Source organism: Advenella incenata (assembly GCF_004217095.1).
Lineage (GTDB): Bacteria > Pseudomonadota > Gammaproteobacteria > Burkholderiales > Burkholderiaceae_B > Advenella > Advenella incenata.
In genome coordinates this window covers 1,527,067-1,551,612 of the sequence record NZ_SHKO01000001.1, presented here as the reverse complement: position 1 = coordinate 1,551,612, position 24,546 = coordinate 1,527,067, and the positions used below count along the sequence as shown (strand labels likewise).

25 protein-coding genes are annotated in these 24,546 nt (G+C 55.7%); 11 read left to right on the top strand and 14 right to left on the bottom strand.

Annotation, left to right across the window (positions count from 1 at the left end; all coding sequences use genetic code 11):
* Positions 1–27 precede the first annotated feature (27 nt).
* From EV681_RS07065 to EV681_RS07040, 6 genes are all read left to right on the top strand, one after another.
* A complete protein-coding gene (locus EV681_RS07065; protein ID WP_128395352.1) occupies positions 28–897 on the top strand; it encodes a branched-chain amino acid ABC transporter permease in 870 nt (289 codons plus the stop codon).
* 2 nt (positions 898–899) lie between these two features.
* Entirely contained in the window at positions 900–1,892 is a 993-nt protein-coding gene (locus EV681_RS07060) for a branched-chain amino acid ABC transporter permease (RefSeq protein WP_130303599.1), read from the top strand.
* Entirely contained in the window at positions 1,889–2,671 is a 783-nt protein-coding gene (locus EV681_RS07055; protein WP_130303598.1) for an ABC transporter ATP-binding protein, read from the top strand. Before EV681_RS07060 ends, EV681_RS07055 begins: the two co-directional genes overlap by 4 nt.
* 11 nt (positions 2,672–2,682) lie before the next feature.
* Positions 2,683–3,396, top strand: coding sequence for an ABC transporter ATP-binding protein (locus EV681_RS07050; protein ID WP_207227017.1), 714 nt, complete (start codon positions 2,683–2,685; stop codon positions 3,394–3,396).
* 179 nt (positions 3,397–3,575) lie between these two features.
* Entirely contained in the window at positions 3,576–4,769 is a 1,194-nt protein-coding gene (locus EV681_RS07045; RefSeq protein WP_242612221.1) for an ABC transporter substrate-binding protein, read from the top strand.
* Positions 4,766–5,683, top strand: a complete 918-nt coding sequence (locus EV681_RS07040) for a beta-keto acid cleavage family enzyme (RefSeq protein WP_014750015.1) — start codon at positions 4,766–4,768, stop codon at positions 5,681–5,683. Before EV681_RS07045 ends, EV681_RS07040 begins: the two co-directional genes overlap by 4 nt.
* Positions 5,684–5,790: 107 nt before the next feature.
* Here EV681_RS07040 and mnmM read toward each other — a convergent pair whose 3' ends face one another.
* The 7 genes from mnmM to EV681_RS07005 form a co-directional block, all read right to left on the bottom strand.
* On the bottom strand, positions 5,791–6,357 hold the full coding sequence (gene mnmM, locus EV681_RS07035) for a tRNA 5-(aminomethyl)-2-thiouridylate-methyltransferase MnmM (protein WP_130303597.1): 567 nt from the start codon (positions 6,355–6,357) through the stop codon (positions 5,791–5,793).
* Between the two features lie 23 nt (positions 6,358–6,380).
* Positions 6,381–6,938, bottom strand: a complete 558-nt coding sequence (locus tag EV681_RS07030) for a GNAT family N-acetyltransferase (protein ID WP_165392967.1) — start codon at positions 6,936–6,938, stop codon at positions 6,381–6,383.
* 92 nt (positions 6,939–7,030) lie between these two features.
* Entirely contained in the window at positions 7,031–7,966 is a 936-nt protein-coding gene (locus EV681_RS07025; protein ID WP_130303595.1) for a 3-hydroxyacyl-CoA dehydrogenase NAD-binding domain-containing protein, read from the bottom strand.
* 149 nt (positions 7,967–8,115) lie between these two features.
* Positions 8,116–8,685, bottom strand: coding sequence for a YcbK family protein (locus EV681_RS07020; RefSeq protein ID WP_128395345.1), 570 nt, complete (start codon positions 8,683–8,685; stop codon positions 8,116–8,118).
* Between the two features lie 22 nt (positions 8,686–8,707).
* The gene (locus tag EV681_RS07015; RefSeq protein WP_130303594.1) at positions 8,708–10,339 is read right to left on the bottom strand and encodes a L,D-transpeptidase family protein; all 1,632 of its coding nucleotides are present in this window, start codon (positions 10,337–10,339) and stop codon (positions 8,708–8,710) included.
* Between the two features lie 110 nt (positions 10,340–10,449).
* Positions 10,450–11,106, bottom strand: coding sequence for a dienelactone hydrolase family protein (locus EV681_RS07010; protein ID WP_130303593.1), 657 nt, complete (start codon positions 11,104–11,106; stop codon positions 10,450–10,452).
* Positions 11,107–11,155: 49 nt separating this feature from the next.
* Positions 11,156–12,073 (bottom strand): LysR family transcriptional regulator, encoded by a 918-nt coding sequence (locus EV681_RS07005; RefSeq protein ID WP_130303592.1) that lies wholly within the window; start codon positions 12,071–12,073, stop codon positions 11,156–11,158.
* Between the two features lie 163 nt (positions 12,074–12,236).
* Here EV681_RS07005 and EV681_RS07000 point away from each other — a divergent pair, with 163 nt between their 5' ends.
* The 3 genes from EV681_RS07000 (at position 12,237) to EV681_RS06990 (ending at position 16,394) form a co-directional block, all read left to right on the top strand.
* Positions 12,237–13,442: an ABC transporter substrate-binding protein gene (locus EV681_RS07000; protein ID WP_130303591.1), complete on the top strand. Its 1,206-nt coding sequence runs from the start codon at positions 12,237–12,239 to the stop codon at positions 13,440–13,442.
* A gap of 12 nt (positions 13,443–13,454) precedes the next feature.
* Positions 13,455–14,948 carry a CoA-acylating methylmalonate-semialdehyde dehydrogenase gene (locus EV681_RS06995; RefSeq protein ID WP_128395340.1) on the top strand — a complete coding sequence of 498 codons (1,494 nt, stop codon included), beginning with the start codon at positions 13,455–13,457 and terminating at the stop codon, positions 14,946–14,948.
* Between the two features lie 279 nt (positions 14,949–15,227).
* A complete protein-coding gene (locus EV681_RS06990) occupies positions 15,228–16,394 on the top strand; it encodes a glycosyltransferase (RefSeq protein ID WP_128395339.1) in 1,167 nt (388 codons plus the stop codon).
* Positions 16,395–16,510: 116 nt separating this feature from the next.
* On the opposite strand, the gene EV681_RS06985 is transcribed toward EV681_RS06990, so the two are convergent.
* The 3 genes from EV681_RS06985 to EV681_RS06975 all read right to left on the bottom strand — a co-directional run bounded on the left by EV681_RS06985 (position 16,511) and on the right by EV681_RS06975 (position 20,061).
* Positions 16,511–17,698, bottom strand: coding sequence for a hypothetical protein (locus EV681_RS06985; RefSeq protein ID WP_128395338.1), 1,188 nt, complete (start codon positions 17,696–17,698; stop codon positions 16,511–16,513).
* Between the two features lie 67 nt (positions 17,699–17,765).
* Complete coding sequence (locus tag EV681_RS06980; protein WP_128395337.1) at positions 17,766–18,527, bottom strand: aldolase/citrate lyase family protein; 762 nt, start codon at positions 18,525–18,527, stop codon at positions 17,766–17,768.
* Positions 18,528–18,615: 88 nt separating this feature from the next.
* Positions 18,616–20,061: an NAD-dependent succinate-semialdehyde dehydrogenase gene (locus EV681_RS06975; protein WP_128395336.1), complete on the bottom strand. Its 1,446-nt coding sequence runs from the start codon at positions 20,059–20,061 to the stop codon at positions 18,616–18,618.
* A gap of 227 nt (positions 20,062–20,288) precedes the next feature.
* Here EV681_RS06975 and EV681_RS06970 point away from each other — a divergent pair, with 227 nt between their 5' ends.
* Together EV681_RS06970 and EV681_RS06965 are read left to right on the top strand one after the other, a co-directional pair.
* Positions 20,289–20,669, top strand: a complete 381-nt coding sequence (locus tag EV681_RS06970) for a CidA/LrgA family protein (RefSeq protein ID WP_128395335.1) — start codon at positions 20,289–20,291, stop codon at positions 20,667–20,669.
* Positions 20,670–20,825: 156 nt separating this feature from the next.
* Positions 20,826–21,509: an LrgB family protein gene (locus tag EV681_RS06965; RefSeq protein ID WP_128395334.1), complete on the top strand. Its 684-nt coding sequence runs from the start codon at positions 20,826–20,828 to the stop codon at positions 21,507–21,509.
* Between the two features lie 133 nt (positions 21,510–21,642).
* Here EV681_RS06965 and EV681_RS06960 read toward each other — a convergent pair whose 3' ends face one another.
* The 4 genes from EV681_RS06960 to EV681_RS06945 all read right to left on the bottom strand — a co-directional run bounded on the left by EV681_RS06960 (position 21,643) and on the right by EV681_RS06945 (position 24,498).
* Positions 21,643–22,392, bottom strand: a complete 750-nt coding sequence (locus tag EV681_RS06960) for a sulfite exporter TauE/SafE family protein (protein WP_128395333.1) — start codon at positions 22,390–22,392, stop codon at positions 21,643–21,645.
* A gap of 63 nt (positions 22,393–22,455) precedes the next feature.
* Positions 22,456–22,905 (bottom strand): D-aminoacyl-tRNA deacylase, encoded by a 450-nt coding sequence (gene dtd / locus EV681_RS06955; protein ID WP_128395332.1) that lies wholly within the window; start codon positions 22,903–22,905, stop codon positions 22,456–22,458.
* 3 nt (positions 22,906–22,908) lie between these two features.
* Complete coding sequence (locus tag EV681_RS06950) at positions 22,909–23,334, bottom strand: cupin domain-containing protein (RefSeq protein WP_128395331.1); 426 nt, start codon at positions 23,332–23,334, stop codon at positions 22,909–22,911.
* Positions 23,335–23,556: 222 nt separating this feature from the next.
* On the bottom strand, positions 23,557–24,498 hold the full coding sequence (locus EV681_RS06945) for a 2-hydroxyacid dehydrogenase (protein WP_128395330.1): 942 nt from the start codon (positions 24,496–24,498) through the stop codon (positions 23,557–23,559).
* Between the last annotated feature and the right edge of the window lie 48 nt (positions 24,499–24,546).

Genomic DNA, 24,546 nt, shown 5'->3' with positions numbered 1-24,546 from the left:
GCGCCTGCATTTTTCTTCGGATCACATATGGATATAACAACATTTCTGATTCAGTGTCTGAACAGTGTGCAGTACGGGCTGCTGCTGTTTCTGATCGCCAGCGGGCTGACACTGATCTTCGGCATTATGGGTGTCATCAACCTGGCGCACGGCAGTTTCTTTATGATCGGCGCGTATCTCATATACGCACTGGGCATGTATATCGATAACTTCGTCGTTGCGCTGATGCTGGGCATTATTCTGGCCCTGGCTTTCGGTTACCTGCTGGAGTGGGGCTTTTTCAGCTTTCTGTACGAGCGTGAGCATCTGTTGCAGGTGTTGATGACCTACGGGCTGATTCTGGTGTTTGAAGCGCTGCGCAGCATTCTGCTGGGCGATGATGTGCATGGTGTCAGCCCGCCAGGCTGGCTCGCCGGCTCTATCGCATTGGGCAATGGGCTGAGCTATCCGGTCTACCGCCTGTTCATATCGCTTGTCTGCCTGGTTATTGCGATTGGCATGTACCTGTTGATCAAGCATACCCGGCTGGGTATGAAAATCCGCGCCGGCGCCACCAATCGCGAGATGGTGCAATCGCTGGGAGTCAATATCTCGGTGCTGTACCGCACCGTGTTTGCAGCCGGCGTTGCCCTGGCCATCTTTGCCGGCATGCTCTCGGCGCCGGTGTCATCGGTCTACCCTGGCATGGGCGGCAATGAACTGATTATCTGTTTTGTGGTCGTGGTCATTGGCGGTATCGGCTCCATCAAGGGCGCGCTGGTCGCAGCCCTGCTGATCGGCTTCGTAGACACGTTTGGCAAAGTGCTCTGGCCCGAAGGTGCAGGCGCACTGGTCTATCTGCTTATGGTGCTGGTGCTGCTGTTCAAGCCCCAGGGCCTGTTCAAACAGGGAACCTGACCATGATTACAAAAAACAATCTGTTCTGGTGGGTAGTCGGCCTGGCCCTGCTGGCACTGCTGCCGCTGCTGCCCGAGCCCATTGGCAGCAAATACCACGGCGATCTGGTCACGAAAATCATGATTCTGAGCATCTTCGCGCTCAGCCTGCAGTTGCTGGTGGGGTTCACTGGCCTGGTGAGCCTAGGACACGCCGCCTTTCTTGGCTTTGCCGCCTATATGGTCGCGACCTTCTCGCCCGAGTCGGAGGCGGGCAATGGCTGGCTGCTGATGGCCATCTGCATTGGCGGCGCCGGGCTGCTGGCGCTGTTAATCGGCCTGCTGGTCATGCGCAGCTATGGCGTCTATTTCATCATGGTTACGCTGGCCTTCGGTCAACTGGTCTACTTCGTCTTTCATGACATCAAGATCTTCGGCGGCTCCGACGGCACCTATATTTATTTCAAACCTGATTTTTCCATTTTGCAGTGGCAACCCTTCAATCTTGAATCGGGCAATACCTTTTACTGGTTCACGCTGGTACTGCTTATTATCACCGTTATCATTCTGCAACTGATCCTGCGTTCCCGCCTGGGTCATGCCTTTGTGGGTATCAAGCACAACCAGCTACGTATGCGTGCCGCCGGGTTCGAGTCGACCTCATACAAGATTGCAAGCTTTGTCATCAGCGGGATGCTGGCCGGCCTGGCTGGATTCCTGTACGCATGCCAGTACGGTTATGTCAATCCGGAATTGTTGTCCTGGCATCAGTCAGGCAATGTATTGCTCATGATTATTCTGGGTGGCCTGGGCAGCCTGGGCGGGGCCATTATTGGCGCCTTCGCTTTCGTGCTGCTATCAGAATGGTTTACAACCATCACCAAGCACTGGCAGTTGCTGTTGGGCGGCTTTATTATTTTCGTGGTCATGCTGATGCCCTATGGCCTGGCTGGACTGCCCCGGCAACTGCGGGAATGGCGCGTTCGCAGCGCAAGCAAGGGAGGCACAACCCGATGACAACTGCATTGCTTGAAGCCAGGAATGTGACCCGCAAATTCGGGGCGCTGGTCGCGGTAAACAATGTATCGCTGCAACTGTTCGAAGGAGAAATCCTGGCGGTGATCGGCACCAACGGAGCCGGAAAATCGACACTGACCTATCTGCTGTCAGGCGAACTGCCTCTGAGCGATGGTCAGGTGTACTTGCGCGGCAAAGATATCAGCAAGTGGTCACAGCCGGCAAGATCACAAGCAGGCCTGGGTCGCAGCTATCAGCGCAACAATATTTTTCTGCCACTGAGCGTGCGCGAAAACTGCCGCCTTGCTGCTCAGGCAAAAATCCAGAAACCGTGGCAGTTCTGGGCGGCCGCGCAACAATGCCAGCGCAGCCTTGAGATGGCCGACCACGCACTGGAACAGGCCGGCCTGAGCGGACAGGCCGCGAGCATTGCAGCCAACCTGTCGCACGGGCAGAAACGACAGCTTGAAGTGGCCATGTGTCTGGCCCAGCAACCCGAGGTGCTGCTGCTGGACGAGCCGCTGGCAGGCATGGGGGCTGAAGAGTCTGAACGCATGCTGGCGCTACTGCACCGGCTGAAAAAGAATCTGGCTATTTTGCTGATCGAACACGACATGGATGCCGTTTTTGCCGTTGCAGATCGCCTGACGGTGATGGTCAATGGCGCGGTGCTCGCTAGCGGGCTGCCCCATGACATTCGCAACAATACTGCCGTACAGACCGCCTATCTTGGCGAGAGTGATCACGCCACAGACCACTCGAACACCTTACCGTTATGAGCAATGCAACGATGACAGATGACATCATTCTGGCCCGCGATATCCATGCCTGGTACGGTTCCAGCCACGTGCTGCACGGCATTGACTTTAACCTGCGACGCGGTGAGACGGTCGGCCTGTTGGGTCGCAACGGCATGGGAAAATCCACACTGATACGCAGCCTGCTGGGTCATGTCAAACAACGCAGCGGACTGATCGAACTGCAGCGGCAGCAGATGTCTGGCGCCCGCCCCTATCAGGCTGCCCAATTGGGCATTGCCTACGTACCTGAAGGCCGCGGCATTTTTCCCAACCTGACGGTCCGAGAAAATCTGGTGATGTGCGCTCGCGCCAGCCGCGACGGGCATATGGCATGGGACCTCAATCGCATACTGGAGACCTTCCCCCGGCTCGCAGAGCGCCTGGACAACATGGGCGATCAGCTCTCCGGTGGCGAACAGCAAATGCTCTCGATTGGCCGGGCGCTGATGACCAATCCGGATGCCATCATTCTGGACGAAGCCACTGAAGGCCTGGCGCCGCTGATTGTGGAAGAAATCTGGCGTGTCATCGGGCTTATCCGCAGCAGTGGCCTGGCCACCATGGTGGTCGATCGCAATTATCGCAAAGTGATGGAGCAGGCGGACCGGTTGGTTGTGCTGGAAAAAGGCCGGGTTGTGCTCGAAGGCGACGCCAGTCAGCTACGCGAAGACCCTTCGCAGATCCATCGGTATCTGGGCGTCTGATAGTCAGGGCGTCAGGAAAAAATAACCGTAGCCTGGCGGGCCCAAGCCTTGCCAGGCATCAACCAAAGCGCTGCCGGCGATCGGCGATAGCGCCCTGGTCGCGGGCACAGTTCTGAGAGACAGTATAAAAAAAGGAGAGAATGATGAACAAAACGGGCACACTCACATGGGCGACAGGCATGCTGCTTGCCTCGACAGGCGCGACGCATGCCGCCGGCATCTCCGATGATGTCATCCGTATCGGTTTTCTGACCGACATCTCGGGGGTTTACGCCGACTATGATGGCCAGGGCGGTGTGCAGGCCATCCGCATGGCGATCCGCGATGCCGGCGGCAGTATCGACGGCAAGAAAATTGAACTGCTTTATGCCGATCATCAGAACAAGGCCGATGTTGCTGCCGCCAAATCGCGCGAATGGGTGGACGTGAACAAAGTAGATATCCTGATTGGCGGGACCAATTCGGCGGTCAGCCTGGCCATGGCCAATGTCGCCACTGAAAAGAAAAAACTGTTTATCTCTACTGGCGGCGGCACATCGGCCCTCACCGGCAAACAATGCTCGCCTTACATTATCCACTACACCTATTCGACCGATGCATTGGCCAACGGCACGGGCAAATCTGTCGTCAAAAACGGCGGCAAGGACTGGTTCTTCATTACCACCGACTACGCCTTTGGCCATGCCCTGGAAGCGGCCACCTCCAAAGTCGTCAAGCAAGCCAACGGCACCGTCAAAGGATCGGTCAAAGTGCCGCTGGGCGCCTCCGATTTTTCTTCCTACATATTGCAAGCGCAATCATCAGGCGCCAAGATCCTGGGCATGGCCAACGCCGGCGGTGATTTTGTAAACGCAGCAAAATCTGCCAACGAATTTGGCTTAAATACCCAGATGAATCTGGTGGGCCTGACGGTACTCATTCCCGACATCCATTCCCTGGGCTTGCAGGTCACCCAGGGCATGTACCTGACTACGCCGTTCTACTGGGACCTGGACGATGACACCCGCAAGTGGACCGCCGAATACAAAAAAATCACCAATCGCATACCGACCTACATTCAGGCAGGCACTTATTCGGCAGTCAGCAATTATCTTGCGGCAGTCGCCACATTAAAAACCGACGATGCCGACGCAGTCATGAAGCGGTTCAAGACCGAACGCATCAAAGACTTTTTCGCCAAAGACGCCATCGTGCGTGCCGATGGCAGACTCACCAATCCGATGTACCTGATGCAGGTAAAAAAACCGGACGAATCCATTGCCCCCTGGGATTATTACCGGAAAATTGAAACGCTTTCGCCCGATGATCTTTACGGAAAACTGGAAGACTCCGCCTGCAAACTGGTGCAACAATCTGCAGGAGCGCAATCATGAGTACACCCAAAGTCATTATCACCATTGCCCCGACCGGCGGCATGGCCTATAAAAGCCAGAACCCGAACTTGCCCACGCAACCGCAGGAGATTGCAGACGACGTTTACGACTGCTATAACGCCGGAGCGAGCATTGTGGCGCTGCATGCGCGCAATCCAGATGACGGGGCCACCTGCAATCCCGATATTTATTACGACATGAATACACGCATTCGCGCCAAATGCGACATCATTTTGAATAACTCCACCGGTGGTGGTGTCCATGGCGAGATGATCGGACAAAACGAAAACGGCATGTGGGAGCTGCTTTGGGAAGAACGCATCAAAGGCATGGAGGCCGGCGCCGAAATGTGCACGCTGGACGCCACCACCATTATTGCCAGTTTCGATAACAAGGAAATTCTGATGAACACCGCGCCCTCGCGCTGCCGCTTCTTGGCCGACGAGATGAAAAAGCGCGGCATCAAACCCGAATGGGAAGTGTTCAGTCCCACGCATATTTTGCAGGACACAGCGACGTTGCTTGCGATGGGCGCAGATGAAGAACCGGCCTATGTCAATTTGGTCATGGGAGTCCACCGGGGTTTTCAGAATGCCATGCCCTACTCGCCGAAAAATCTGCAGTTCATGGTGGAGTGCCTGCCGCCGGGGACCATCTTCGGCGCCAGCGGCATCGGCCCGGCACAGTTGCCCTGCGCCATCAACTCGTTGCTGCTGGGTGGACACGTCCGGGTCGGACTGGAAGACAATCTTTATTACTCGCAAGGCCGGCTGGCCAGCAATATCGAATTGACTGAACGAATTGTCCGGCTGGTGCGTGAAATGGGCTATGAGCCGGCAACGCCAAAGGAAGCCCGACAAATGCTCAATTTGCCACGACCTGGCGCGCCCGTCAGACCGACGTTTGCGCTGTGATCGCTGAGGCCGGCGCCGACTGACACCCGGTCTTGCACTGCACAGGAAGACGCCACAAGCAAGCTTATTGCTATGCTTGGGGCGTCAAACAATCAGAGGTGTTCTGCTCAGTTGCTAAAGCGTTCGATGGCCAGCAAATAGGGTGCAGGATTCGCGCGATTAATGAACTCATATTTGAGCACCCGGTATTGCTCAGGCGACAGTTGTGCAACGAACGGTTCAAGCGCTTCTTTCTCGCTGGCGCCTGCCGGATGTCCCCAGTAAACGGCAATCAGCAATAGACCGCCGGGCGCAAGCAGTGTCAAAGCACTCCTGACAGCAGCCAGGGTGTTGGTGGCCTGCGTGGCGCAGGCTTTATCGGTGCCAGGCAGGTAGCCCAAATTAAAGACGATGGCACTGACCGGATCCGATACGTGCTCGTGCATGCAGGCATGGTTATCTTGAATCAGGGTGGCACGCGCTTGCAGATGCTCGCGATCCAGACGCGCGGCCGTGGCCGCCAACGCCTCGCTCTGGATATCGAAGGCGTACACATGCCCGGCGTCCCCTACAAGCCGGGCAAGTGCTAGCGTGTCGTGTCCATTTCCCATCGTCGCATCAATGACGCGCGCCCCGGACACCACGTGGCCGGCAAGCAGCATATGAACAAAGGCAACAGTCTTCAGTAGCGGCATGGTGTTTTTCCTGGTGCCTTGCGCTACGCAATATCGGGCTGCATCGAACCGGGCTGCGCCAGTTCGCGCTGCATCAACACCGCATCGCCGCCAAACGCCGGATCTGTGTTGCCGGTTGGGAGCGCGACAAAGCCCAGTCGCGACCAGTACCCTTGCGCGCCTTCGACCGCAATCAATATGGCACGCGACAGACCAAACTGTTGCCCCTGTCGCATCAGTTGCGACACGAGTTCGTTTGCAATGCCCCGGCCCGCATAGGCAGTCGATACCGCTACATCATGCAGATAAAGCACATCGCAATCCTGTTGCCGCGCAAGCGGACGATTCCAGCAGGGCTGCTGGTCCGAGCGCCAGGGGTAGCCTAGCGCATAGGCGCATAGCGTATCGCCATCGGTGGCCGCCAGTGACATCCAGCCAGCCGGAACGGCGCCGATCTTGCTGGCCAGCACCTGAGCGCTTTCCAGCAGCGCCGACGGATACACGCTGGCCTGCAATGCTAGCATCTGCGGCAGGTCATCGACGTGCAGCGCTCGCATGTCGATGGACGGCGGCCACACACGGGTACGTTTTTCAATTGACATTATCATTCATTCGACATAATCAGCAGGTATGCGTCGTATCGCCTGACACGATCACCATGCCTGACCCCAACATGGAGTCGCACATCAGCGCCCTATTTTTTATCCAGACTTTTAAGAATATCGATCAGATGGCTATCGCGATAGCGCAGCAGCGATTCAAACGATTTATCTTCCCTTGCCTGTTTCGTCCCCTGGACCATACGCTCTCGTAACTCAGGGGTCATGCGTGGATTGCCCAGATCATCCATCCAGGTTTCAATAGCCGGCTGCAAATGATCGATCAGATGCGCCAGCCCTGCCCGGCCGCCAGCCAGATCAAAAACCATTTGCGGACCGAAGATGGCCCAGCGCAGGCCCGGGCCCTTGCTCATGGCCGCGTCGATATCCTGCACGCTGGCCACGTTTTCGTTGACCAGGTGCATGACCTCCCGCCACACCGCTGCCTGCAGGCGGTTGGCGATATGCCCGGCAATTTCCTTGTTCAGACGAATCGGATGCTTGCCTATGGCGCGATAAAATTGCAGCGTACGCTCGATCGTGTCTTCAGATGTCTGCTCGCCCCCGACCACTTCCACCAGCGGAATCACATGAGGCGGATTGAATGGATGGCCCAGCACACACCGTTGCGGATACCGGCACTGCGATTGCATGCGACTGACCAGCAGACCCGAAGAGCTGGAAGAAATAATAACGTGTTCTGGCAGCACTGCGTCCATTTTTGCAAACAGCGATATTTTAAAGTCTTCACGTTCCGGCGCATTCTCCTGCACGAAATCGACATTTTCCAACGCCTTGTTCAAATCGGACTCAAAGCGAAGATTATCCAGAAATGACTCATTCTTCACTTTTCCCAGTTCACGCAGGGTCTGCCAGGCCGAATCGATCAGCGTCCGGGTATTGGCCTCAACGTCTGGTGCCGGATCCGACACCACCACGTGATAACCATGGGCAAGAAAAAGGGCAGCCCAGCTGCTGCCTATGGTTCCGGCGCCGATAATGGCGATTGTTTTGATGTTGCGATTGTCCATGACTGAATTTGTTATTTGCTTCGTATTGCAATAATAGTGAGAGAGACCACGGCATTGCTGTGCCGGCATCCATCAACGGTCGTACCGTGCAGCCGCTGCAAGCGTTTGGCGAACGCCCGCTTCGTGTTGCCATGTGAACCGAACCAGCGCTACCAGCTGCGTACGCGCCCGGTATCCATGTGTACGAACCCGTCTTTTGGGTAATAGCCAACGCCGCCCAGCGCAAGTTCCTTGGCCGCATCCCGCAATTCATCAAGCGGTACGCCTTTCAGACGCAAGTCCATGGCCTGTCCTACCATGTGAAGGCTGCGTTTGGCTACGCCGCCGCCACGCGTCTTACGCAGACGTTCGTTGGTATGCGGGTCGCGATAGCCTGAAATGACCTCGATGGCCACATCGGTCTTGAGCGATGCCCTGACCTTGTTGATCAGATCAAACAGCGTCGGATCCATGTGTCCGACCACACCCGAATAATGGTCCCGCAAGAAACGGTTCAGCCGTTGCATCGCGGCGGGAATATAGGCGTCGCCGTTGGCGTAAGCCAGGGTGATTTTCTCATTGGTATGCAGGTGGTCGAGCGAGATTTGCCTGAAACCGCCCCCGCCGATACTGGCGCGGGCGGAATTGGTGCCAATGGAGAACATGGCACCGGCAACAAGCAGAGAAGAAGAACTTCTTAAAAACTGGCGGCGGTGTAACTGAGGGGGCGTAAACGTCATACCGTACTGGCTCCTGAAAATATTACGAGGCAGGTGGAATGTTACGTGAGGCGGCCATCTTCTTGATGGCATTGTCCAGAATCTTGTCCTGTCCGTAGATGTCGGGGAAAAAGTGAATTTTATTGTTTTTAACTACCACGGTACTATAACCCAATACAACAGGAACAGGCTCCAATACGTTGATTGTTTTGGATTTTTTTGCTGTCATGGCCTTCTCAATAGCGCCTGCAGTCCACTGCGGTTGTTTTTCCAACACAAATTGCGCCAGTTTCACCGGTTCTTCCACCCGGATGCAGCCGTGGCTCAGATCGCGCCGCGTGCGGTCAAACAGCTGCGTGCTGGGGGTATGATGCAGGTAAATGGCATCGTTGTTGGGGAAAATGAACTTGATATCGCCCAGCGAGTTTTTTGGCCCGGGGCGCTGACGAATACGCGCCTGGCCATTTAACACCGCGTTCAGGTTGGCGTCGCTGACGGTTTGCGACACGCCCGACTGGGTGACAAACTCAAATCCCTGGCTCTGCAGATAAGAGGGATTACTGCGCAAACGCGGGATGAGTTCCTTGCGGGAAATGGAGATAGGCACATTCCAGTACGGGCTGAACTCGATTTTGCTGACCGCGCCATCGAACAGCGGCGTGCTGGTGTTGAAGGATTTGCCCACAATCACTTTCATTTCAATGATGTTTTCCGCCTTCTGATTGCGGATGTGATAGGCGCGCAGCACGAACTCGGGCACATTGACAACAATGCGGCGCTCGCCTTCTATCAGCGGGGTCCAGCGTAGCCGTTCCATACTGATCTGGATCTGGCGGATGCGGTCAATGGGACGCGTATTCAACTGCTCCAGCGTTCCCTTGCCGATCACGCCATCGGGCTCCAGCCCATGGCGTTGCTGGAAATTTTTGACGCCTGCCATGACCGCGGCGTCGTAGATCGGCCGCGCCGGTGTGCCTTGCGGCAGGTCACCCAGCAGGACCAGTCGCTCAATCAGTGCGGGCATACCCGGATAGGGCTGGCCTTCGGTCAGTTTGCCGCCAGGTACCGCAGGCAGCGCCTGGTTCATTGTCGGATTTTGCTGTAATTGACGAAATACAACCAGCGCCTGCATCAGCGAGTTGTACATGGGAATGCTGTCGGTGAGCGCCTTGATCGAGGCCTTCAGATTGCCATTGCTGATCGCCGTCGCCAGAAACAGATCGGCATCGGCATCAGAAAACATCGGTTTGGAATAGCGGTTTTTGATCAAGGACGGCGAAATACGACCGTTTTTCAGAAATTTGACATAGGTACGCATCTGCGTGGTCAGATTGCCGTCAAACTGCGCCGTTTCTTCGGCAGAAGCGGCGTAGCTGACCCGTTCCCATTGCGACTGTAATTGTGCAATATTAAACCAGCGAGGATCCAGGCCATGTTTGTCTGCGGTTGCCAGCAGTTCAAGGGCATCTTTGGCCTGTTCGATCGGACGCCCGTCTTCAATCCAGCTTACTGCAGGTGCATCAAAGGTCGCGCTGGAAAAGTCCGGCGGGATGGTAATCCCGCTATCCGGAACTTTAAACGGCGCTGCTTCACTATTCTGCGGCGCCTGCGCATGCACGGTGGTGGCAAGCATGAGAGAAAATGATACCGCAGACAGCATTGTCGAAAACGTCATAAATTTTTTCACCTGTCGTGATTTAATGGCCGGCCGGGACACACCTGCGCCCGACGCCTGCACAGCGCCGATAATCGGGCGTATGACATTGCATTGGCTGCAAGGCAAGGTTACAGATGCGCCTTGAAAAATTCCACCGTGCGCGTGCGCGCCAGTTCACTGGCAAACGGATCGTAAGAGCCGCGCTGGTCACATCCGAAGCCGTGATCCGCATCATAGATGCAAACATCGACGTCTGGCTGGGCAGCGCGGATAGCCTGGACATCTGAAGGCGGAATGGATTTGTCTTTTTCGCCGAAGTGCATCTGCACCGGGCATTGAGCCTTTTCCTCGCGCAACTCGGCAATGCCGGCGCCATACCAGCAGGAAGCTGCCGAAAACGCGGCGCTTCGGCAGGCTGCAAGCCATGTCAGGGTGCCGCCCCAGCAAAAGCCGACCACGCCGATTTTTTTCTGCGTCGACAAGGCCGCTGCCGCAGCCTCGATGTCCTTGAGCGCATCCTCGTAGCTTACCTTGGCTTTCAGTTCTTTGCCGCGCTCGACGTCCTGGGCGGTGTAGCCCATTTCTAAGTCCGGCTCGATGCGGTCAAACAGCGCCGGCGCAATCACGCGATAACCCTTTGAAGCATAGAAATCACAGACATCGCGAATGTGGCTATTGACGCCGAAAATTTCCTGCAGGACCACAATGCCCCGTTCCGCATCTTCGGCGCCGGCTGTATAGGCCTGCAGAATATGCCCGTCTGCTGCTGTCAGTGTAATGGTCATGCATGTACTCCTTCTGGAAATCAGGTTGTCACAAATCACTTTTCAATTGTCATTGTACCTGCTGCACCGGCATCCTGCCCTGTACCAGCAATCGGTTATTTCCTATGATGTCACATAAGTGTTCCGAAAGCATCACAATACGTTTCAGCCGTTTCAGTTCTTCATGATAGTAAATCCAGAAACTGCGCGTGATCCCGATTCTGTCCTGCAGCACCGGAATAAGCTGCGGATTCTGGCCGGCCAGAAAACACGGCAGAATGGCCAGCCCATGGCCTTGCAGACAACTGTAATATTGCGCAATGACACTTGTGCTTTTTATGACAGGTTTGGTAAACGGCAGGATATCCTCAAGATAGCGCAATTGGTCGCTGAACAGCAGCTCATCCACATAGCTGATAAAACGATGATGATGCAGATCCGCTTCGGTATTGACCACGCCGTAGCGATCAAAGCAGGACTGAGTGCCATACAGCAACAGCGTATAGTCGGTCAGTTTGCGGGTTACATAAGGCCCGCGCGCCGGGCGTTCTATGGTAATGGCGATATCGGCTTCGCGACGGGTCAGACTGACAAAGCGGGGAACCGGCAGCACGTCTATGGTCATGTCGGGAAACTGGCTCTGGAACTGCGCGCACAGGGGCGCAATAATGCACGAGCCGAAGGCTTCTGTCGCTGCCACCCGCACATGCCCGGCCGGACTCTGGCTGACCCCCAGAATCTGCTCCTGCGCATTGTATAAATGCGTTTCCATCTGCTCTGCATGCGTGAGCAGTTGCTGCCCCGAGCGCGTCAGGGTAAATCCGGAGCTGCGCGATTTATCGAAAAGCAGCTGCCCCAGATCCTCTTCCAGACGGCCGATGCGTCGGGTGACGGTGGTGTGCTCTACCCCCAGCCGGGCTGCCGCGGCACTGGCTCTGTGTGTTCTGGCCACTTCCAGAAAATAGCGGATATCGTCCCAGTCAGGCATGCGTTGTTGTGTAAAGGTTAGGTAACGGGGTTATGCAATGGTTGTGCAAAAATGAACATTAAATGTGCAAATATTCTATTGCAAAATTGATTTATACACATCAAACTGGATACGTTTTGCAAACAAAACGATAAAACTATTAAAAAATTCAGGAGACCCCTTTATGTTGATCAGGAAAACAGTACTGGCAGCAGCGTCATGCTTGGCGCTTAATGCCTGGGCCGCCGATGCGCCCGAAGTAAAAGTGGGCGTGCTTACCGATATGTCGGGCACCTATGCATCCATGGGCGGCGCCGGTTCGGTTGCGGCAGCGCAACTTGCCATCGATGAATGCCTTGCAGGTCCATGCAAGGGCATGAAAATCGAGCTGGTGTCTGCCGACAACCAGAACAAGGCCGACGTAGGCGCGGCCAAGGCCCGGGAATGGTTTGACCGCCAGGGTGTCACCGCCATTGCCGATCTGACCAATTCAGCGGTAGCGCTGGCGGTGCAGAACGTAGCCAGGGAAAAAAACCGCATTGCGCTGTTCTCGGGGCCGGCCACCACTGCCCTGACCAATAAATCCTGCTCTGCCGTGGGCTTTCACTGGATGTTCGATACCTATTCCCAATCGGTGGGCGGTGCAAAAGCCACGGTTCAGGCCGGCGGCAAATCCTGGTTCTTTCTGACAGTGGATTACGCATTTGGTCATTCGCTTGAAGCCGATACCGCGAAAATGGTCAAGAAACTGGGCGGCACGGTGGTTGGCCAGGTGCGCCATCCATTGAACAACAGCGACTATGCCTCGTTCCTGTTGCAGGCGCAAAGCAGCGGCGCGCAGGTTGTCGCCTTGGCCAACGGCGGCCAGGACACGGTCAATGCTGTCAAGCAGGCTAAGGAGTTCGGCGTCAGTGGTGGTGACCAGCGCCTGGTTGCGCTGCTGATATTCCTGTCGGACCTGCGCGCGCTGGGCAACGACAACGCTCAGGGCCTGACCTACGTGGACGGCTTTTACTGGGACTTTGATGACGGCACCCGCCAGTGGTCCGAGCGCTTTGCCAAAGCCTATAAAGGCCTGAAACCCACCATGACCCAAGCCGGCGTGTATTCAAGCGTACTGCATTACCTCAAAGCCGTGGCCGCTGCCGGCACCACGGACGGCGCCAAGGTTGCAGAACAGATGCGAAAGCTGCCGATCGAGGATCCGATCATGCATAACGCCTCTATCCGTGCCGATGGCCGGGTTATTCACGATATGTACCTGTACGAAGTCAAAAAGCCGGGTGAGAAGAAAGGCGAATGGGACTATTCGAAACTGATCGCCACCATTCCGGCTGCAGAAGCATTTAGCCCCCTGTCCGAATCTACCTGCCCTCTTGTAAAAAATTAAAGGATTGATGTTATGAGTGCCATACCCAATATTCCGCTGCTGATCAACGGAAAAAAAGTCCAGTCTTCGGCCAAGGATTGGCTGGATGTCGTTAACCCGGCCAACCAGGAAGTGGTGGCCCGCGTCCCGCTGGCGCCGATCTCGGAAGTGGATGAGGCGGTTGCCAGCGCCAAGGCCGCATTTGCGACCTGGCGCAATACCAGCCAGGGCAACCGCATGCGCGTCATGCTCAAACTGCAGCAACTGGTACGCGACAACACGGCAAAACTGGCCGAACTGATCACGCTGGAGCATGGCAAAACGCTGCCCGATGCAGAAGGTGAAGTGGGCCGTGGTCTTGAAGTCATCGAACACGCATGTTCAATCGTCAGCCTGCAGATGGGAGAATATGCAGAAAACGCCGGCACCGGAATCGATGTATATACCTTGATTCAGCCACTTGGTGTGTGTGTCGGGATTACCGCTTTCAATTTCCCGGTCATGCTGCCCTGCTTCATGTTTCCCATTGCGGTGGCCTGCGGCAACACATTTGTGCTGAAACCATCAGAACAGGACCCCAGCGCATCGCTGTATCTGGCTGAACTGGCGCACGAAGCGGGCCTGCCACCCGGCGTGCTCAATGTAGTACACGGTGGCCCGGACGTGGCCAACCGGCTTTGCGAACATCCAGATGTAAAAGCAGTGTCGTTTATCGGTTCCACGCATGTGGGCACGCAGATTTATCAGCGCGCATCCAATGCAGGCAAACGCTGCCAGGCCATGATGGGCGCCAAGAATCACTGCGTCATCCTGCCCGATGCCGATAAGGAAGTGGCCCTTAACCAACTGGTCGGCGCCGCATTCGGCGCAGCGGGTCAGAGATGCATGGCCACGTCGGTAGCCGTCATGGTGGGCCAGGCCCGCGAATGGATTGACGAGTTTGTAGAAAAATCCAAAGGTCTGAAAGTCAATGCCGGCATTGATCGCCAGGCAGATCTGGGCCCGCTGGTCTCGCCCCGCGCAAAGCAGCGCGTCGCACAGCTGATCCAGAGCGGCATAGACGAAAAAGCCACCTTGCTGCTGGATGGCCGCAACGTCGTTGTCAGCGACTATAAAGACGGCAACTTCATTGGCCCAACCATTTTTTCCGATGTCAAAGAGAATATGGCGATTTATCGCGAAGAAGTTTTCGGCCCGGTCCTGTGCATCGTGTGCGTCGATACTTTGGAAGAAGCCGTGGAGTTCGTCAACCGCAATCCGAATGGCAATGGCGTTGCCGTATTCACGCAAAGCGGCGGCAATGCGCGCTATTTCCAGAACAATATCGATGTGGGACAGATCGGCATCAATATTCCGATCCCGGTTCCCGTCGCATGGTTCAGCTTCACCGGTTCGCGCGGCTCCAAACTGGGCGATCTGGGGCCTAACGGCAAGCAGGCGGTCATGTTCTGGACCCAGACCAAGTCGATTACCGCGCGCTGGGCTTCGCATGATACGGGTGTCAACACCACCATCGCGCAAAAATAGCGTTTTATCAACATAATTGCATTTATACCGACCCGGTTGCCCCAGGCAGCCGGGTTTTTTATCGACCGAGGAAAAGTGCTGCGCCCGCAAACAGCCTGGCGGCCAAAAAGGCAAGCCTGTTTCGACATGGCGAGCGCTTGTACGCCTTTACCTGCAAGACCGCGCAGTAGCTTTCTCTATTCGTATCAGTCCGACACATTTTATAATTTGCGTCAATTCATATTCATGCCACAATACGGTCATAAACTGTTCATCTGAACCATTGAGAGAAAGCCATTTATGAATAAAAATATTGACTTGATCTATTTCAATGCGGGCGGCGGTCATCGGGCATCGGCCCGGGCCCTTGAGGCGGTGCTGAAAAACAGCCATCCTCACTGGAACGTCAGGCTCGTCAACCTGTTTGAAGTACTCGATTCACGGCAGGTATATAAACGGGTTACCGGCGTCGCTCCCGAGGAATTTTATAATCGGCAACTGGCCAAAGGCTGGACCATGGCCATGACGCCGGAACTGCGTATTCTGCAGGCATTTATCCGGCTGACCCACCAGGTGATGGTCAAACGGCTGCAGGAACACTGGATTGAAACCGAGCCAGACATGGTAGTCTCGCTGGTCCCCAATTTCAACCGGGCCATGTACGAAAGCTTGGTTTCATCGCTGCCAGGCGTGCCTTATGTCACGATTCTGACCGATCTGGCTGACAATGCACCCCATTTCTGGATTGAAAAGAACCAGCAACAACATTTCATCTGCGGTACGGACAAGGCACTGGAACAAGCGCGTGCCGCAGGCCATCCCGATTCCCATATCCATGCAAGCTCGGGTATGCTGCTGCATCCTGATTTCTACAAAAAGCCCGAGATCGATCGCCGCGAACAGTTGATCGCAGCAGGCTTTGATCCGGACAAACCGGTGGGCCTGGTCATGTTCGGCGGTCACGGTTCAAAGACCATGATCAAGATCGCCAAACAACTGTCTGATGTACAGATGATCTACATTTGCGGCCACAACGCGGCGCTGGCCAAGAAAATCAGCAAGATGCAGACGCGCGCGCACAAGCTGGTGGAAGGGTTCACCACGCAAATGCCCATCTTCATGGAAATGGCCGATTTCTTTATCGGCAAGCCCGGCCCCGGTAGCATCAGTGAAGCCATCCGCAAAGATATGCCCGTCATTATCGTCTGCAACAAATGGACCATGATCCAGGAGCGCTATAACGGCGAATGGGTCACGAAGAACGGCTTGGGCATTGTGCTGCCCAGCTTTGCGAAAATCAACACGGCGGTGCATTACTTACTGGAAAATCTCGATAGCTATCGGCAACGGGTTAAAGCGCAAGACAACCAGGCCGTATTCGAAGTACCCGACATTCTCGCGCGCATCCTGGCGCAAAACGAGATCGCAGAACAGGCGCCCCTGCCCTCTGCCAGCACCACCGACTGAACTCGAAGGGGGCAAAAGCCTCCTTTTTTTTCGGCTACATTATGGGCTACTGTTATGGAGCACATTAAGAGCCACGTAATGGGCCGGGAACGAAGGGTTGCCATTTAACGGCTGCATTACGGGCCGCCGATGGGAATATCCACATTGAACTGCAATAAGCCGTTGTCGCTGTTCACGGCGCGTTGTGCCTTCAATTTGAGCAGAACCGACTCCAGCTTGTAGCTTTGTTCCACACCGAAGCGCTGTTCTGAAGCACCGTTAAACACCCGGCTGTTTTCAAACGTGCCCGACACTTGCGACTGCGTATCCAGCGGATAGGTCAGCTTGACCTGGTTGCGAATGGCGCGGTCCGACAACGGATCCTGCGACAGCCTGGACAAATCCATGTAGTGAGCGCTGGTCAGCTCGTTGGAGAACTGCAAGGTGGCCAGATCGAACACTTTGGCCCGATAGGCAAACATTGAGCGCCAGTTTGAATCGTCCTCGTACTTGCCCGCATTCACGGTCAGTCGCAAATCACCCATGTCATCCAGGGCGTAGCTGGCGCCAAGGCCAACGTTCTTGAGCGAGCGGGCCAATTGCACTTGCGTGTCTACCGAAGCCGAATCGCTCAATCCATAGCGCACAGCGGTATTGGCGGCGCCACTGCCGAAGTGAAAGCTGGCATTATCGCCAGAGGCAGCCGAATAATCCATGGCCCCCGCCGCCGTGGAATAGGCCAACTGGTTACTATCGATAAACCAATTGTCCTGCGTGCCATCCGGCTGTCGGCTCAACTGCATGCCGCCGATTCGAAAGCCACTCTGGCCGATCGGGTTCACGACCTGATTGGACCCCAGTGAGATCCGGTTTCGGTCCTCGGTCGTCAGATTCCAGCTGCGCGTACCGGTGGAAAAATTTTGCACGGGCTTGAGCGTTATTCTGGATGAAGGCCTGCGCAACTCGACGGCGCCCGGGTTCGTCATGAACGGACCGCCACCAGATTCGTACTGATAATTTTCCCAGTTGTCTACGCCACGCAACGCATCGGCAGTAACCAGTTGCTCAAGCGGCACGGCCTCTCCAGGCACAGGTGCATCGATTGGTTCATCCACTGGAAGCAGGATAATTTTGTTTTTTTCCGGATCGAATGGCCAGGCGGGCTGCAGCTCGGTCGCAGCCCCCGATGCACTCTCGGGGCTAACAGTCTGCACACTGCGCGGCGCATCATCGCCCATTGCATATGTGATGGTTTGGGCGGACAATGAGCCGGCAGGAAAAATCAGAAAAGAAATAAAGCTAGCAAAAATTGTCCTAAGTTTCAAACTTGTCACTATCCTCGTTTATAGACTTACTATAAAACGCCGCTATGACACTGGCGCTACACCGCGATTAAAACCGGTTGCGCAAGCTCATCAAGGCATTTTTATAGACGGAAAGATCAACGCCAACACCCACGAAGCTAAAGCCCTGCTGGATATAAGCGGCAGCCTCATCCGGCACGACCGCAAGGATACCACTGGCTTTGCCGGCGGCGGCGGCCACTTTATGAACATGGGCAATGGCCTGTTGCACTTCTGGATGCTGCGGTTGCCCCAGATACCCATATGCGGCCGACAGATCGGAAGGACCAATGAATATGGCATCCACGCCATCTACGGCAACAATGTCTTCTACCGCTTCCACGCCCGCACGGCTCTCAATTTGCAAGATCACGCCGATATGGTCATTGACCTGCTTGAAATAATCTGCCTCGGTGCCATAGGCACTGGCCCGGGTCATGCCGGCAACGCCACGTACCCCTGCCGGCGGATAGCGGGTTGCCGCCACGGCATATTCAGCCTGCTCGCCAGACTCAATGAACGGAATCAGCAAGTTGTAAAAACCGATATCCAGATACTGCTTGATCAAGGTCTGGTCATTGACAGGCGGACGGCCGATACCCGCACTGTTGCTGGAGTTGATGGCCTGCAGCTGAGCGGTCAGCGAAGGGATATCGTTGGGCGCATGCTCGCCATCCAGCAGCAGCCAGTCATAACCGCAAACGCCCGCCACTTCAGCAAGCATGGGACTGGTGGTGCTCAGCCACGTGCCGATGAGTGTTTCACGGGCCAGCAATTTCTGGCGAAAGGTATTGGGTATCTGCTGTTTCATGTTAAGACGTATCTGCTCGGTTAATAGAATATTGACTAATGAATGTTAAATGCCCGGCTGCCACTTGCATACCGGGCGCAGGGTTTTATCAGATACCGCCCATCAACATATACTTGATGACCAGGTAATCGTCGATACCGTAGTGCGAGCCTTCACGACCCAGACCGGATTGCTTGACGCCGCCGAACGGGGCTACTTCGGTCGAAATCAGACCCGTATTGATACCGACAATGCCGTATTCCAGCTGCTCTGCAACCCGCCAGACACGTCCCAGATCGCGCGCATAAAAATAGGCAGCCAGGCCGAACTCGGTATCGTTAGCCATTTTGATGACATCTTCGTCCGTTTCGAATTTGAACACCGGCGCCAGTGGGCCGAATGTCTCTTCACGGGCAAACGCCATATCCTGCGTGGCACCACCGATGACCGTAGGTTCAAAAAACAACCCGCCCAGCTTGCTGCGTTTACCGCCCGTCAGAACCTTGGCCTTGTGTCCCAGGGCATCGCTGATGTGGCTTTCCACTTTTTCCACCGCCTTCTCGTCGATCAGCGGACCAATCTGCACATTCTTGCCGGTGCCGTCGCCCACGACCAGTTTTTCAACTGCAGCTACCAGTTTTTTGACAAATTCCTTGTACACGCCTTTTTGCACATAGATACGGTTGGCGCATACGCAGGTCTGACCGGCATTCCGGTATTTGGAAATCATGGCGCCTTCGACCGCCGCATCAATGTCGGCGTCGTCAAAAACGATGAATGGCGCATTGCCGCCCAGCTCCATGGACACTTTCTTGATGGTGCTGGCCGACTGCTCCATCAGAAGGCGCCCCACTTCAGTTGATCCTGTAAAACTGACCTTGCGCACCAGCGGGTTAGTGCACAGCTCCGTGCCAATTTCAGATGAATTACCGGTAATAAGAGACATAACGCCAGGTGGAATGCCCGCCTGTTCGGCCAGTTCGATCAACGCCAATGCGGTAAGCGGGGTTTGCGATGCCGGCTTGATCACGACCGTGCAGCCGGCGGCCAGCGCAGGCGCTACCTTGCGGGTAATCATCGCCGCCGGGAAATTCCAGGGTGTGATGGCGGCACATACGCCGATAGGTTCCTTGGTCACGACAATGCGCTGGGAATTTTGCGGCGCAGGGATCGTATCGCCATAGACACGCTTGGCCTCTTCGGCAAACCATTCGACGAACGAGGCGGCGTAGGTGACTTCGCCTTTTGCTTCGGCCAAGGGTTTGCCCTGCTCGGATGTCATGATGTAAGCCAGGTCATCCGCATTTTCATTGATTAGCGTGAACCACTTGCGAAGAATGGCCGCACGCTCTTTGGCCGTCAGCCCCTTCCATGCCGGCCAGGCCTTATCGGCCCCCTTGATGGCCTCTGCCGTTTCCTTTTTACCCAGTTTGGGTACCGTGCCAACGCGCTTGCCGGTTGCCGGATTGGTCACCTCGATGACCTCCTTGCCACCGATCCATTTACCGTTGATATAACATTTGTCTTTAAGCAGACTGGCATTCTTAAGCTTCATAGATTGACTCCCGATCCTGTTATTGAACGACTCTATCACTGAATATTCAAAGAGTACCATATCCCCCGGGCCGAACTCACACCGATGCGCAATCCTGATTCGGGAGCCGCCGCAGCAAGGCAACGATGAGCGCTTTTATCGACAATGGTGTGCCCTTTGATCATTAACTTTAAGTAAAAAATATACTGATTGCACACCCAATATTACCTTCTTAAGAAGAAAGTATAATGGAGCACCCTTCTTACCTTTGTCCCAGACAATTGACGCTCATGCTCGTATCTCTCCTTGTGATTGCAGTTTTCTATTTTGCCGGTGAAGGTGTCAGCCGCGTGCTGCCCCTGCCTCTGCCCGGCCCTATTGTGGGCCTGCTCCTGCTACTGCTGGCGTTTAAACTTCGGCCAGCCCTGTTTACGCTGATGGCCAGACATATACCCGCCCTGCTCTCGCATCTGGCACTCCTGTTCTTACCTGCGACGGTAGGCATCATGGTCAGCTACAGGCTGCTGGATGGATACTGGCCCGCCGTTATCACAGCTGTCATTGTCAGCACGGTCCTCTCGCTACTGGCGGGTATTCTGGTATTTCGTTATGCAGACAAGCAGCGTTAAAACCTGTCGACACCTGCCCGGGCTGATCGCGCCGCAGCGGCAAACCTGTCGACCCTGGCTCGCTGCTGCGGCTCCCTCACGTTCGTGCACAACGGCTAGCCAGGCGCAACTATGCGCTGAGCGTGAACAGATGACAATCTTATTATTGGAGTTACCGTGCTTGCCGTTCTAACTGGTTTGCTGCTGACGATCATGGCCTATTGTCTGGCGTCCTGGCTGTTCGCCCGCAGCGCTTACTTCCCGTTGCTCAATCCCGTGCTGGTGGCCACCACCCTTATCATTCTGAGCCTGCAGCTCCTGAATATCGAGTACAGCAGCTATCTGCTGGGCGCCCATTATCTTTCGCTGTTGCTGGGACCTGCCACCGTCGGACTGGCGGTGCCGATCGCCATGCACAGCAGGACCATCAAGAAAAAGCTGCGTCCCATTCTGCTGGCTCTGGTGGTCTCTTCGCTGGTTGCCGTGTGCACTTCGGTCGGTCTGGCCTGGTTGATGGGAGCCGATCGCAACATTTTGGTCGGCCTGTCGGTCAAAGCAGCCACCATGCCCATTGCACTGGAACTGGCCCGTTCGCTCGATGGTGCAATTGCACTGACCGCCGCGTTTGTTTTTTTTACCGGTATTCTGGGAGCCACCATCGGCCCGTTCATTTTCAAATGGATGAACATCCAGCATGATGACGTGCGCGGCCTCGCCATGGGCGTGACCTCACATGTGATCGGTACGGCCACGGAGTTCAAGCACAGTCAGGAGGCCGGCTCTTACGCCAGTCTGGGAATGAGCCTGAACGGCATCTTTACCGCCATTGTGATACCGGTGCTGTACTTCCTGTTCTTCTGAGTGCAGGCCAGTAGCAAGCCGTCGGATCACGCGCGATCATTTCTATATTGTGCTCGCGGCGCAGATATGGTCCGGTACTGCCGACGGGGTAATCGATGGCGCTTGAAGGTAATCAATAGCGCCCAGTCGCCCCTTACGCAGCAACAAGATGAGGCACAGCAGAAGCAAGCAGCGCCAGGCCCGAGACCGTCAGCAGCATCAGCACCACCAGGCGAAAGCGCTCCGGACTGAATCCCGCATACACTCGGGTACCGATAAAGGACGGAATGAGAATCGCCGGCACCACCAGCAGAAACATGGGCAGCATGGGACGCGTTACCATACCGGAAACGATGTAGGACAGCATCGTCAGTGACAGCATGGAGAGATTGAAATTCTGGATAATGGCCCGCTGCGTATCACGATTGGAATAGCGCAGCGTACACCACAGTGTGGGCAATACACCGGAAAAACCACCCAACCCGCCCATAATGCCGCCCCCCAGGCCCACAACGGCATTGGCAATATTGCCGCCAAAGGTGATTTTGGGAAGCTGCCTGGCAAATATCATGACCGGGCACCAGACGATCAGCAGGCATCCCAGCGCCGCCTTAAACATGTTTACATCAAGCATGGGCAATAGCATAACGCCCAGCGGGATGCCTGCTATCCCACCCAATACATATGGCACCAGAATGCGCCAATCAAACCCGCGTCGCAGCGACAATGCCCCCACGATTTGCCCGGTCATCCCGCCAAACACCGCCAGCACGGCAGCCAGACGCGGATCCAGCACCCACGCCCACAGTGCCATGGACACCAGGCCGAAGCCAAACCCCGACAGACCCTGTACAAACCCGGCAACCACTGCCCCCAGGATCACATAAACATAAATTGTATCCATTACCACTCCCTGCCGCAGATCAGCGCAAAGGTGGATCGCTGGTGTGCATCATTGCATGTATGTTTATCGGTCACGACTGTCCAGCAAAATCGTGACGGGGCCGTCATTGATAAGGGACACCTGCATATCGGCGCCAAAAACGCCAACAGGCACCGCTTGCCCCAGGCCTGCTGAAAGCAGCTGCACGAAGCGTTCAAAATACGGTTTGGCAAACTCAGGACGCGCCGCTGCCGTATAGGACGGGCGATTGCCCTTGCGCGTATCGGCCATCAGGGTAAACTGGCTGACAGCCAGAATCTGTGCACCCACATCCAGTACCGAGCGATTCATCACGCCATTGTCATCGTTGAAGATACGCAACGCCAGCGTTTTTCGCAGCAGATACTGCGCATCCTGTTCTGTATCATCCTGCGCGATGCCAACCAGCAGCAACATGCCGGCACCAATTGCGGAAACCTCGCTGCCATCGACGCACACGCGCGCCTGACGTACTCGCTGAACCAGCACCTTCATAACTCAGACTTGCTCCAGCGTGGCAGTATGAAACGTTGCCGGCGCGACCACTTCCAGCATTTCCAGATCGGCGCTGTGGGAAATTTCGCGATGACGGATGCCTGGGGGTTGATAAACCGAATCGCCCCGCTCCAGGCGGACCACACCCGTTTGTTCGTACTCGAACTGAACCCAGCCTTGCAGCACGTATACGAACTGAAAATCCAGTTGATGCAGATGCGGCACACCCGACGCTTCATGGCCATCCAGCGCACGAATCACGTGCACGGAATAGGCGCCGGCCGTTGCCTGGGCCACCCCCAGATCGCGGTACTCAAAGAACTCCCGCAAGCCGCGGTCGAACGTCGCGTCTTTCAGATGCGAGATGATCGCGCGCGGCGCGGGCGATGCAGCCCCAGGTTGCGGTATCGGTGCTTGAGCGGTCGACATTGATGGCTCCCCATTCGTCAGCTAGTCGTGTGCATAACGTGTACGTTTCGTTGGTCTGTCCGATTGTACCGCCAATGACGCAGCCATACCGCGGTTTGTACAGCGGCCCGCACAGCCCGAATGATGACTGAACGCTGCAGCGACATCAACCAGGCAGTGACCACTTTTACACCGGGCAAATCTATTTAACCCGGCTGGGCAGCGCTATTGCCCCGGCAATGATCAGTATCCCGATTCCCGGAAGACTTCGCCGCTGATAGGTTTACCCTGCAATGCATTCTGCAGCTTGTCGCGAATCTGCCTGATCGCCAGATAATGATTGGTGGGTCCGGAAATATGCGGTGTCAGCGTGATCGCCGGGTGGGTCCAGAAAGCATGATCGGCTGGCAGCGGTTCTTGTCGTGCCACGTCAAGAACCGCTCGCGACAGATGCCCCGAGTCCAGCAAAGCAATCAGGTCGGCCTCTACCAGATGTTCGCCCCGGCCGATATTCATCAGTACAGCGCCCTTTGGCAAATGCCCCAGACTGTCACGATTAAGGATATCGCGCGTCTGATCGGTCAGTGGCAGTACGTTGATCAGAAACTGGCTTGACGCCAGAAAGGCCGCAAACTGGTCTTCACCATGAAAACTCCTGATTGCCGGCAATGCCTTCGGGCTACGCGACCAGCCCTGGACGGGATAATCGAGCGCACTTAACGCCTGCGCTATCCGCGCACCAATTACGCCCAGTCCCATGACGCCGATCGTGCAATTTTGTACTGGTGTCTGTTCTGCTCCCTGCCACAGGCGACTTTCCCTGTGCTGCTCATAAACGCCGAAATTACGCGTGATGCCCGACAGATAATGGATGACGTATTCGGTCATGGGATTGGCCAGCCCTGCGTCTTCCAGGCGAATAATGCGGGTAGTGTCGGCAATCTCGGGCTGACGCAAAATAGCGTCTACACCTGCGCCCATATTGAATACCAGATCCAGGGCGCGATAACGCGCGAACAGCCCTGCCGGCGGCTTCCAGACGATCGCAGCGCGCACGTCCGGCGCCGGGGATGTTGCCTGAGGGTCAAAGATATGGGCATCCAGATCAGGAAAGTGCTGCTGAATCACCTTCAGCCATTTCTGCACGGCGGCACCGCTTTCCGATGCGAGTACGACGGGAATCATATATTGTCCTGCTTTATGTCAAATTCGATAATAATGAGTAAATGGCCG

Bases quoted from the DNA above. Each gene is read 5' to 3' on its own strand.
- EV681_RS07065 (WP_128395352.1), top strand. From the start codon at position 28: ATGGATATAACAACATTTCTGATTCAGTGTCTGAACAGTGTGCAGTAC.
- EV681_RS07060 (WP_130303599.1), top strand. From the start codon at position 900: ATGATTACAAAAAACAATCTGTTCTGGTGGGTAGTCGGCCTGGCCCTG.
- EV681_RS07055 (WP_130303598.1), top strand. From the start codon at position 1,889: ATGACAACTGCATTGCTTGAAGCCAGGAATGTGACCCGCAAATTCGGG.
- EV681_RS07050 (WP_207227017.1), top strand. From the start codon at position 2,683: ATGACAGATGACATCATTCTGGCCCGCGATATCCATGCCTGGTACGGT.
- EV681_RS07045 (WP_242612221.1), top strand. From the start codon at position 3,576: ATGCTGCTTGCCTCGACAGGCGCGACGCATGCCGCCGGCATCTCCGAT.
- EV681_RS07040 (WP_014750015.1), top strand. From the start codon at position 4,766: ATGAGTACACCCAAAGTCATTATCACCATTGCCCCGACCGGCGGCATG.
- mnmM (WP_130303597.1), bottom strand. From the start codon at position 6,357: ATGCCGCTACTGAAGACTGTTGCCTTTGTTCATATGCTGCTTGCCGGC.
- EV681_RS07030 (WP_165392967.1), bottom strand. From the start codon at position 6,938: ATGTCAATTGAAAAACGTACCCGTGTGTGGCCGCCGTCCATCGACATG.
- EV681_RS07025 (WP_130303595.1), bottom strand. From the start codon at position 7,966: ATGGACAATCGCAACATCAAAACAATCGCCATTATCGGCGCCGGAACC.
- EV681_RS07020 (WP_128395345.1), bottom strand. From the start codon at position 8,685: ATGACGTTTACGCCCCCTCAGTTACACCGCCGCCAGTTTTTAAGAAGT.
- EV681_RS07015 (WP_130303594.1), bottom strand. From the start codon at position 10,339: ATGACGTTTTCGACAATGCTGTCTGCGGTATCATTTTCTCTCATGCTT.
- EV681_RS07010 (WP_130303593.1), bottom strand. From the start codon at position 11,106: ATGACCATTACACTGACAGCAGCAGACGGGCATATTCTGCAGGCCTAT.
- EV681_RS07005 (WP_130303592.1), bottom strand. From the start codon at position 12,073: ATGCCTGACTGGGACGATATCCGCTATTTTCTGGAAGTGGCCAGAACA.
- EV681_RS07000 (WP_130303591.1), top strand. From the start codon at position 12,237: ATGTTGATCAGGAAAACAGTACTGGCAGCAGCGTCATGCTTGGCGCTT.
- EV681_RS06995 (WP_128395340.1), top strand. From the start codon at position 13,455: ATGAGTGCCATACCCAATATTCCGCTGCTGATCAACGGAAAAAAAGTC.
- EV681_RS06990 (WP_128395339.1), top strand. From the start codon at position 15,228: ATGAATAAAAATATTGACTTGATCTATTTCAATGCGGGCGGCGGTCAT.
- EV681_RS06980 (WP_128395337.1), bottom strand. From the start codon at position 18,527: ATGAAACAGCAGATACCCAATACCTTTCGCCAGAAATTGCTGGCCCGT.
- EV681_RS06975 (WP_128395336.1), bottom strand. From the start codon at position 20,061: ATGAAGCTTAAGAATGCCAGTCTGCTTAAAGACAAATGTTATATCAAC.
- EV681_RS06970 (WP_128395335.1), top strand. From the start codon at position 20,289: ATGGAGCACCCTTCTTACCTTTGTCCCAGACAATTGACGCTCATGCTC.
- EV681_RS06960 (WP_128395333.1), bottom strand. From the start codon at position 22,392: ATGGATACAATTTATGTTTATGTGATCCTGGGGGCAGTGGTTGCCGGG.
- dtd (WP_128395332.1), bottom strand. From the start codon at position 22,905: ATGAAGGTGCTGGTTCAGCGAGTACGTCAGGCGCGCGTGTGCGTCGAT.
- EV681_RS06950 (WP_128395331.1), bottom strand. From the start codon at position 23,334: ATGTCGACCGCTCAAGCACCGATACCGCAACCTGGGGCTGCATCGCCC.
- EV681_RS06945 (WP_128395330.1), bottom strand. From the start codon at position 24,498: ATGATTCCCGTCGTACTCGCATCGGAAAGCGGTGCCGCCGTGCAGAAA.